The organism is Kitasatospora sp. NPDC085464 (assembly GCF_044541955.1).
GTDB lineage: Bacteria > Actinomycetota > Actinomycetes > Streptomycetales > Streptomycetaceae > Kitasatospora.
On sequence record NZ_JBITTM010000085.1, the window covers coordinates 18,673 to 27,218 of the forward strand.

General features: G+C 70.1%; 8 protein-coding genes. 6 read left to right on the forward strand and 2 right to left on the reverse strand.

Going from position 1 to position 8,546, the window contains the following annotated elements; translation table 11 throughout:
* The first annotated feature begins 1 nt into the window (after nucleotide 1).
* The 6 genes from ACIGG8_RS41310 to ACIGG8_RS41335 all read left to right on the forward strand — a co-directional run bounded on the left by ACIGG8_RS41310 (nucleotide 2) and on the right by ACIGG8_RS41335 (nucleotide 6,069).
* The gene (locus ACIGG8_RS41310) at nucleotides 2-220 is read left to right on the forward strand and encodes a tautomerase family protein (protein ID WP_396553727.1); all 219 of its coding nucleotides are present in this window, start codon (nucleotides 2-4) and stop codon (nucleotides 218-220) included.
* Nucleotides 220-1,698, forward strand: coding sequence for an aldehyde dehydrogenase (locus ACIGG8_RS41315; protein WP_396553728.1), 1,479 nt, complete (start codon nucleotides 220-222; stop codon nucleotides 1,696-1,698). The genes ACIGG8_RS41310 and ACIGG8_RS41315 overlap by 1 nt, the downstream gene beginning before the upstream one ends.
* Nucleotides 1,699-1,872: 174 nt before the next feature.
* Complete coding sequence (locus ACIGG8_RS41320; protein ID WP_396553729.1) at nucleotides 1,873-2,235, forward strand: hypothetical protein; 363 nt, start codon at nucleotides 1,873-1,875, stop codon at nucleotides 2,233-2,235.
* 300 nt (nucleotides 2,236-2,535) lie between these two features.
* Nucleotides 2,536-4,746 carry a hypothetical protein gene (locus ACIGG8_RS41325; RefSeq protein ID WP_396553730.1) on the forward strand — a complete coding sequence of 737 codons (2,211 nt, stop codon included), beginning with the start codon at nucleotides 2,536-2,538 and terminating at the stop codon, nucleotides 4,744-4,746.
* A gap of 399 nt (nucleotides 4,747-5,145) precedes the next feature.
* Nucleotides 5,146-5,307 (forward strand): hypothetical protein, encoded by a 162-nt coding sequence (locus ACIGG8_RS41330; protein ID WP_396553731.1) that lies wholly within the window; start codon nucleotides 5,146-5,148, stop codon nucleotides 5,305-5,307.
* A gap of 174 nt (nucleotides 5,308-5,481) precedes the next feature.
* Nucleotides 5,482-6,069 (forward strand): TetR family transcriptional regulator, encoded by a 588-nt coding sequence (locus ACIGG8_RS41335; protein WP_396553732.1) that lies wholly within the window; start codon nucleotides 5,482-5,484, stop codon nucleotides 6,067-6,069.
* A 694-nt stretch (nucleotides 6,070-6,763) separates the two neighbouring features.
* Here the strand turns inward: ACIGG8_RS41335 and ACIGG8_RS41340 are convergent.
* Both ACIGG8_RS41340 and ACIGG8_RS41345 read right to left on the reverse strand, forming a co-directional pair.
* Nucleotides 6,764-7,231 carry a cupin domain-containing protein gene (locus tag ACIGG8_RS41340; protein ID WP_396553733.1) on the reverse strand — a complete coding sequence of 156 codons (468 nt, stop codon included), beginning with the start codon at nucleotides 7,229-7,231 and terminating at the stop codon, nucleotides 6,764-6,766.
* Nucleotides 7,232-7,373: 142 nt separating this feature from the next.
* Nucleotides 7,374-7,922 carry a YceI family protein gene (locus ACIGG8_RS41345; RefSeq protein ID WP_396553734.1) on the reverse strand — a complete coding sequence of 183 codons (549 nt, stop codon included), beginning with the start codon at nucleotides 7,920-7,922 and terminating at the stop codon, nucleotides 7,374-7,376.
* Nucleotides 7,923-8,546 lie beyond the last annotated feature (624 nt).

Sequence of the window (8,546 nt, forward strand, 5' to 3'; positions counted from 1 at the left end):
CATGCCGCTGATCGAAGTGACGATGGTCCAGGGGCGGACCCCCGGGGACATCCGGTTCCTGATCCACGAGCTCACCGGGGCGGTGGTCCAGGCTCTGGACGTACCGCGGAGCAGCGTCCGCGTGGCCGTCCGGGAACTGCCGAAGACCCACTGGGCGGCCGGGGACGTCACTATCGCCGAGCGGGAAGCGGCGACCACGACCGGGGAAGGGACCCGCTGATGGAGTTCTACGGTCACGTGATCGGCGGCGAGGAAACGGCCTCGCTCTCGGGCGCCACGTTCACTTCCACCGACCCCTACACCCGTCGGCCCTGGGCGGAGGCCGCCCTCGGCGACAGTGCCGACGCCGACCGCGCGGTGGGAGCGGCCCGCCGCGCCTTCGACGACGGCCCCTGGCCGCGCATGGGCACGGCGGAGCGCGGCCGGATCCTTCACCGCCTCGCGGACCTGATCGAGCAGAACGCGGAGGAACTGGCCCAGGCGGACACCCGGGACATGGGCAAGCCGATCACCCAGTCACAGGGCAACGACGTACCGCGCACAGCGGCGAACTTCCGTTTCTTCGCCGATCACGCGAGGCTCTCCACCTCCGAGAGCTACCCGATGGACACCGGCCATCACGCTTACACCCGCTTCGACCCGGCCGGGGTCGTCGCGGCGATCGCGCCGTGGAACTTCCCGATGATGCTGGAGTCCTGGAAGGTCGCACCGGCCCTCGCCTGGGGCAACACGGTGGTGCTCAAGCCGGCCGAGGACACCCCCGTCTCGGCCACGCTCATGGCGCGGCTGGCCCTGGAAGCGGGCATGCCCCCGGGCGTGTTCAACGTCGTCCACGGGTACGGCCCCGACTCGGTCGGCCAGGCCCTCACCGAGCACCCGGCCGTGGACCGGATCACCTTCACCGGCGAGTCGGGCACCGGCCGCGTCATCGCCGCCGCCGGCGCCCGCAACCTCACCCCGGTCAGCCTCGAACTCGGAGGCAAGGGAGCGAACATCGTCTTCGCCGACGCGGACCTGGAGAACGCCGTCGAGTGGTCGATCCGCGCCGTGTACACCAACTCGGGCCAGGTGTGCCTGGCCGGCTCCCGGTTGTTCGTCCAGCGGGAGGTCTACGACGAGTTCCTCACCCGGTTCGTCGCGGCGGCGGACGCCATGGTCATCGGCGACCCCAAACATCCGGCCACCCAGATCGGACCCCTGGCCTCCGCCGAGCACCACGCCAAGGTCGCCGGCTACGTGGACGCCATCGCCCAACAGGGCGGCACGCTCCGCACCGGTGGTCGGGGCGAAGGCTGGACCGTACGCCCCACCGTCGTCACCGGCATGGCCCCCACCGCCCGGCACGTCCGGGAGGAGATCTTCGGACCGGTGGTCGTCGTGATCCCGTTCGCCACCGAAACCGAGGTGATCGAACTCGCCAACGACACGCCGTACGGGCTCAATGCGATGCTGTTCACCGAGAACCTGCACCGTGCCCACCGGGTCGCGGCGGCGCTCCGGGCGGGCACGGTCTGGGTGGACTGTTTCTTCGTACGGGACCTGCGGGCCCCCTTCGGCGGTGTCGGTGACTCCGGGATCGGGCGCGAGGGGGGCACGTTCAGCCGGGAGTTCTTCACCGAGCCCAAGGCGGTGGTGATGCAGATCGACCCGGCCGATCCCGACCGGCCTCGGGATGGCCGGCGACGATCGGCACCGTGACCGGTCACCGTTTGGGTGAAGCCGGCGGGCCGGGCCTCGGCAGGCGGTGGGAGAGCTGGTAGCGGGTCGCCCGCGGCGGCGCCTCGATTGCGCGCCGGTACGGCGAGACTGCTGGCCGTGGTGTCGGTTGCGACAGGGCCGGCGGCGTTCCCGTCGGGGGTCGCGGTGGCGGCGGTGTCCAACAGCAACCCCGCGAAGCAGATTTCGGTCGCCAGTGACGGGACCAACGGCGCGGTTGTGGGTGAAGTGGATCCGAGCGGCAATGCCTGGGTCCAGGAGGGTTCCGGCTCGCGGATCCAGCTGCCGTACACCGGGGTGAGTCGGATCGCGGTCGCCAGCGACCCCACCAACGGCCCTCTCGTGGCGATCCTCGTCAACGGCACCGCCTACGCCTACCAGGGCAGCGCCGGTGGGCTGACCAGCGCGGGCAACGGGGGCGCCGAACGGTCCGGCGGCGTCACGTCGGTCGCGGTGGCCACCGATCCCACCCACGGCCCGTCGATCAGCGTCCTGTGCCGCAGCCCGCACCCCGGGTAGGCAGCCCGATCGCACCCGGGAAGTAGGTGCGTCGGCCGTCTTAACTCGTACCGGAGCGCAACAACCCCTGCGTCCTGCGACTCCCGACCACGGAGTCGCAGGACGCGGCTGCTCATCGGGTGGAGTGCGGGGACGACGGATCTGCGCGCTGCGGTGGTCTCGTTTGCCTGCTCGCCACGTTCCGCGGGGCCCAGTCCGCTCACGCCGTATCACCATCCGTGCCAGTCCGGCCAGTTGCTGCCCGCAGCAGTTTCATCATATGATGAAACTGGTTTCCATAGGTGATGAAATTAGGAGCTGGTGTCGGAGGCGGCCGGTGCCGCAACACCGGATGGCCGCCTTGGCCGACGGCACGCCGGGGGCCAAGGCAACGGCCTCGCCGGCGGTGCGCCGCTCGTTCACGCCGTCCACGGCATAGACGCAAATGCCGGCCGGGTTCTGGAACTTCTCGGTCCATCCGGTGCCGGCGCGTCGCCATCGAGGCTCAGTCATGCGTGTGCGGTGAGGTTTTCGGGCCGGCTGGTCGTCGGCCCGTACATCGATCAGGAATGGAGAATATGGATGTTCACGAGAGCTGATAGCGGATCGCCCGCGGTGCCACGGTTGCGCGCAGGTGCTGCGCGCCTGCTGACCGTGGTGTCGGCCGCGGCGGGGCTGGTGGCGCTTCCGTCGGGGGCCGCGGTGGCGGCGGTGGCGCCGGTGTCCAACAACAACCCCGCGAAGCAGATTTCGGTCGCCAGTGACGGGACCAACGGCGCGGTTGTGGGTGAAGTGGATCCGAGCGGCAATGCCTGGGTCCAGGAGGGTTCCGGCTCGCGGATCCAGCTGCCCTACGCCGGGGTGAGTCGGATCGCGGTCGCCAGCGACCCCACCAACGGCCCTCTCGTGGCGATCCTCGTCAACGGCACCGCCTACGCCTACCGAGGCAACGTCAGTGGCCTGACCGGCAAGGGGAACTGGGTTGCCGAAATGGCGTCCGGCGTCACGTCGGTCGCGGTGGCCACCGACCCCACCAACGGCCCGCTGATCGGGGTCGTGCAGAACGGCACCGCCTACGCCAAGCAGGGCGGGCTGTACGCGGGCTGGGTCACCGAATTGTCCGGCGGCGTCACGTCGGTCGCGGTGGCCACCGACCCCACCAACGGCCCGCTGATCGCGGCCGTGCAGAACGGCACCGCCGTCGCGAAGCAGGGCGGCGTGCGCGCGACCGACTGGGTCAACGAATGGTCCAACGTCACGTCGGTCGCGGTGGCCACCGACCCCACCAACGGCCCGCTGATCGCGGCCGTGCAGAACGGCACCGCCTACGCCAAGCAGGGCGGCGTGCGCGCGAGCGCGGTCACCGAATCGTCCGGCGGCGTCACGTCGGTCGCGGTGGCCACCGACCCCACCAACGGCCCGCTGATCGGGGTCGTGCAGAACGGCACCGCCTCGGTCAAGACGCGCGACCTGAACGCGGGATGGGTGATACAGGAGGCCCACGCCGCGACATCGGTCGCGGTGGCCACCGACCCCACCGGCGGCCCGTTGATCGGGGTCGTGGCCAACGGTCGCGGCTACGTCAATCAGGGGAGCCTGACCAATCCCTGGGCATCGGCCGTCAACCGTGACAGCTGGACGCAGATCTCGGTAGCCGAGGGCCTGACGGGCTACGTCTCCTCCAGCGGCCGCGCCTCCGTCTACACCGCCTCCAGCGGGTGGATCCAGCTGCCCTTCACCGGGGTGACTCAGATCGCGGTCGCCACCGACCAGAACGGCCTGATCGTGGGGGTCCTGGCCGACGGCGACATGTACGTGAACTACCTCGGAGGAAACCCCTACACGGACGACGCAAGCTGGATGACCAACGGCACCTACTGGTGGCCCGAATTGATCGGCGGCGTCACGTCGATCGCGGTGGCCGACGACCCCGGCCACGGCAATGCGATCGCGGCCATCCAGAACGGCAACGCCTACACCAAGATGGGCGACGTCATCCACACGGTCTGGGCCCCCGCATGGTCCGGCGGTGTGACCTCGGTGGCGGTAGCCGGCGATTCCACCCACGGCCAGGTGATCGGGGTCGTGGCCGACGGCACCTTCTCCGCCGGGGTCGTGGCCCCGGGCGACACGAACTGGGTCACCGAACGGTCCGGCGGCGTCACGTCGATCGCGCTGGCGGCCGACTCCACCAACGGCCCGCTGATCGCGGCCGTGCAAGACGGCACCGCCGTCGCCAAGCAGGGCGGCGTGAGCGCGACGGGTTGGGTCACCGAATGGTCGCCCGACGTGACGTCGGTGGCGGTGGCCACCGACCCCACCAACGGCCCGCTGATCGGGGTCGTGGCCGACGGCACGGCCTCGGCCAAGCAGGGCGGCCTGTACGCGGGTTGGGTCACCGAATGGTCGCCCGACGCGACGTCGGTGGCGGTGGCCACCGATTCCACGCACGGGCCGCTGATCGGGGTCGTGGCCGACGGCACCGCCTCCACCAAGCAGGGCGGCCTGTACGCGCCCTGGGTCACCCACTGATCCGGCGGCGTCACGACGGTCGCGGCGGCCACCTACCCTGCCACCTACCCGTCGACCAGCGTCCTGTTCCGCATCCCCTGCCTCAAGGTAGGCAGCCTGACCGCTCTCTGGATGCGAGCGCGTTGGCCGTCTGACTCCTGTTGGAGTGGCCCCCACGTTCTGCGGCTCCCGACCACGGAGCCGCAGAACGCGGCGAAGGTCACGGCTGCTGCTGCACGGCCGTCACCGAGGCCGTCCGAAGGCGGAGCAGAGCGGGTTCCTCCACCTGGTCACGGTGGTGCGGTGCGATGCCGCCGTGCTGACCGGACCCGGACCAACCTGCACCACGGAGCGGGTGAAAGGGGAGCGGAGCACAGCGAGCGCGGGCCGTACCGGGCGTGGGGCCCCGGTACGGCCCGTTTGCAGTTCGCGGGCCTGCTCCCGGCAGAAGTCGCCGAGCCGATGGCCGCCTGGTACGCGAAGGGCATCTCCGTCCGGTACGAGTCGGAGAGCGAACTGATCCACGCCATCCAGGACAACGACCAAACGGTCGGGGCGATCGTCAAAACCCCGGCGCATTGATGATGGCGGGCTGGGGCCTGCGGACGCATTGGCGAACTACCCGCGCTCGTGGGTCGAGGCGCACATCTCGAACGTTAGGGCCCGGGAGCCGTTGGAGACTCGTTTCAGCGTATAATGAAATTGCGGTGGGCGGCAGGTGCCGTCCCCTTCGACTTGATCCGGAAGGTGATGCGGGTGACTGGGCGGGGCCCCCGGGGGGAACGCGGCGAGCAGGCGGACAAGATTCTCGCCGCCGCCCGCAGATCCTTCGCCACTCGCGGATACGCCGCGACGTCACTCCGTGCGGTCGCCGTGGAGGCCGGCGTCGACCCCGGCCTGGTGCACTACTACTTCCGCACCAAGCCCGGGCTGCTGGAAGCGGTCATGCAGCCCCCCGGGGAGTTCGGGGCCGCGGTGGCCGCCGCCGCCGAACGGCCGCTCCACGAGCGAGGGCGCGCGTTCGTGCAGGCCAACCTTCGCCTGTGGGAGGACCCCGCCTCCGCCGAAGTCCTGCGCGCCATCATCCTGACCGCCGCTCAGGAGCCCGCCGCCATGCAACGCCTGCGGCAGCTGTTCTCAGAGCTCGTCCTGGAAGTCGTCTCCCACAGCCTGCCCGACGCCGAACGCACTCTGCGCGCCAGCCTGATCGCCACCCAGATCGTCGGCATGGTCATGAACCGCTACATCTGGCAGGTCGGCGACATCGCGTCTCTCTCCGCCGACGCTGTCACCGAACTCCTCGCCCCTACCATCCAGCACTACCTCGTCGACCCCCTGCCGTAACCGGGGGGCCCGGGGCGCGCGCACCGAGCCCAGAAGCTCCCAGCACCGTCGGCCGGCCTTGATCGACAACCGAACGCCGTCCGAGGGCTGTCACCATGGAGCTCACCCCGCGCCTGCTCGAACAGCTCCTGGTGCTCACCGAGAAAAGCACTTCGGCCGTACCGCCTGTCGCCTGCCGTCGAGTCAGCCGCTGTTCGGCCCGGAGGACTACCAGGTCCGCCGCCATCTGGGCTGGTGCCGGCACATCACCCTCGCCATGGCTGTCACGCCTGCCTCGCCGTCCTGCCGGCCGGGCAGCTTCAAGAGGGGGCCAGGCCAGGTCGCCACGCCGGACGGACGCGGCTGACCATCCCCGGGATCCGCCGGCTGGTGTCACCCACCTCGCCCGGCCCGTCCGCCGCAGCATCTTCCACGTTCTCCACCGGTCCCACTGGCGCCGACGTCAATGCCAGGCCCGAATCAGCCACTACGGGCGACGAGGCCACAGCCCAAGAGCTGAAGCCCCATCACGGTAGGCACCGTTGCAGTTCTGGCCCCGCGCTTTCACGAAGCTGACTGTCCGGCAGGTGGTCAGTACCGCAGAAAATGCCTCTGACCAGCGAGAACTAGGATTGTCCAGGTCCTTGGTCCCGCCCCGGTCGGAGGCGCGCGCGGCATCGGTGGATTCGCTGCTTGCCGGCGGGTGGGTAGGTGGTCAGCGAGGCGGCCCCAGGATGACGTTGCCGTGCAGGGAGGCGGCTTCGCGGAGGCGGTCCTTGCTGAGCTCGAACCCCTCGGGGCGGGGGGTGGTGATGTCGCGTCCGGCGTGCCGGAACATCTCCTCGATGCCACCGGGGGTGGTGATGAGGAGGAGGTCCGCGCGGTGGGAGGTGATGCGGTAGCTGTGGGGGATGTTGCGGGGCAGGTAGATGGCGCCGCCTTCGGACAGTTCGTGGCATTCGTCGCCGGCCCACACCAGCGCATTGCCCTTGAGGAGGACGAACACCTCGTCCTCGCGGGTGTGGAGGTGGAAGGGCGGGGCCTCGTCCTTGGGGACGTCGAACAGTCCGACGGTGAGCTTTCCTTCGGTGGCCTGACTGTCGAGCAGGATGGTGAGCAGCCCGCCGCCGAGCCACTCAAGGGTCTGCTGCTGGTCGGGATTGGCGAGGTAGGGCATGGTCATGCCGGTCTCCGGAATGGATGCGGTGGCCCAGGGGCCGAGGGGAAGGGGTGAGGTCCGGCGCGCCCCGGACGCGGTGGCAGTGCTGCGGGGTGGTGCGCGGGCGCCATCGGCGACGCCTGCTGTCCCGAGGAGGAGGACCCCGCTAGCGGCGGGTGAAGCGGGTGGTGAGGGTGACGGTGGTGAGGCCCTTGATCATTCCGGCCCTGTTCCAGCTCATGCCGAAGTCGTTGCGGTCGATGACGACCTCGGAGCTGAGGGTCACCTCGTCAGGGCCTGCGGACGTGGTGCGGGCGCTGAACGTGATCGGGCGGGTCCTGCCGAGGACGGTGAGGTGGCCGGTGACCTCAGCGGTTCCGGCGCGGTCGGTGACGACGCCGGTGGCGGTGAAGGTGAACGTCGGGTACCTCTGGACGTCGAAGAAGTCCGCAGAGCGCAGGTGGCTGTCGAGCTTGGCCTGCTTGCTGCGGATCGACGCGGCCTCGATGGTCAGCGTGCCGTGCACGGTACCGTCGAGACCGATCTCGCCTTCTCCACTGAGTCGGGTGAAGGCGGCCCTGACCGTGGCCAGCCCCCACACCGACTTGTGCTTGATCTCCACTGATGACCTGGTCGCCTCCAGGACCCAGGAGCCGGCACTGAGGCCGGATGGTCCGGTGGGGGGCTGGGAGGGGTTGGTGGGGTGGCTCGTCATGGCGATCGCCTTTCAGTCCGGGGCGGGAGGTGAGCTTCCGAACGAAGCTGCTTGGACGCCGACACCGCGGGCATGTTCAGCAGGTCCTGCCGGTGCCGTGCGACCACGTACAGCTCTGGGAGCGGGCTGAGCAGCTGCGGCTCGGCGGATCCGGACGCCGTCGGACGCCGTGATCCACTCCTGCGTGAGCGTGCTTGTGATCAACTCTCAGTTTCATCACGCGTGGAAACTAGTTTCAGCGTATGATGAAACTGTCGTGAGCGGCAAGCGGCGCTGGACCGTGGGCGGGCGCACCCGACCGCCCACGGTCCACCGCGTCCTGAGACGCGCGCTCCGAGGTCCGTGCCCTCACCGGTGCGCACCGAGCCCGCCCTCCCGTCACCGCACCCCCGCACCGAACCGCGGGTCTACCCGGTCCGGGGAGCCGCACCGCCTGCTGCGGGCCGTGATCGACGACGCCGCCGGCGGCGCCGTGACGGCCCGAAGACCCCCCACGAGATACGCACGAAGACGCACGAGGAGCACAGAATGAGCAACGAGAGCCTGGCCAACCTGCTCAAGGAGGAGCGGCGCTTCGCTCCTCCGGCAGAGCTCGCCGCAGCGGCCAACGTCACCGCGGCCGCG

What these genes read in the sequence shown, in the direction of transcription:
- ACIGG8_RS41310 (WP_396553727.1), top strand. Translation starts at nt 2, where the DNA reads ATGCCGCTGATCGAAGTGACGATGGTCCAGGGGCGGACCCCCGGGGAC.
- ACIGG8_RS41315 (WP_396553728.1), top strand. Translation starts at nt 220, where the DNA reads ATGGAGTTCTACGGTCACGTGATCGGCGGCGAGGAAACGGCCTCGCTC.
- ACIGG8_RS41340 (WP_396553733.1), bottom strand. Translation starts at nt 7,231, where the DNA reads ATGACCATGCCCTACCTCGCCAATCCCGACCAGCAGCAGACCCTTGAG.
- ACIGG8_RS41345 (WP_396553734.1), bottom strand. Translation starts at nt 7,922, where the DNA reads ATGACGAGCCACCCCACCAACCCCTCCCAGCCCCCCACCGGACCATCC.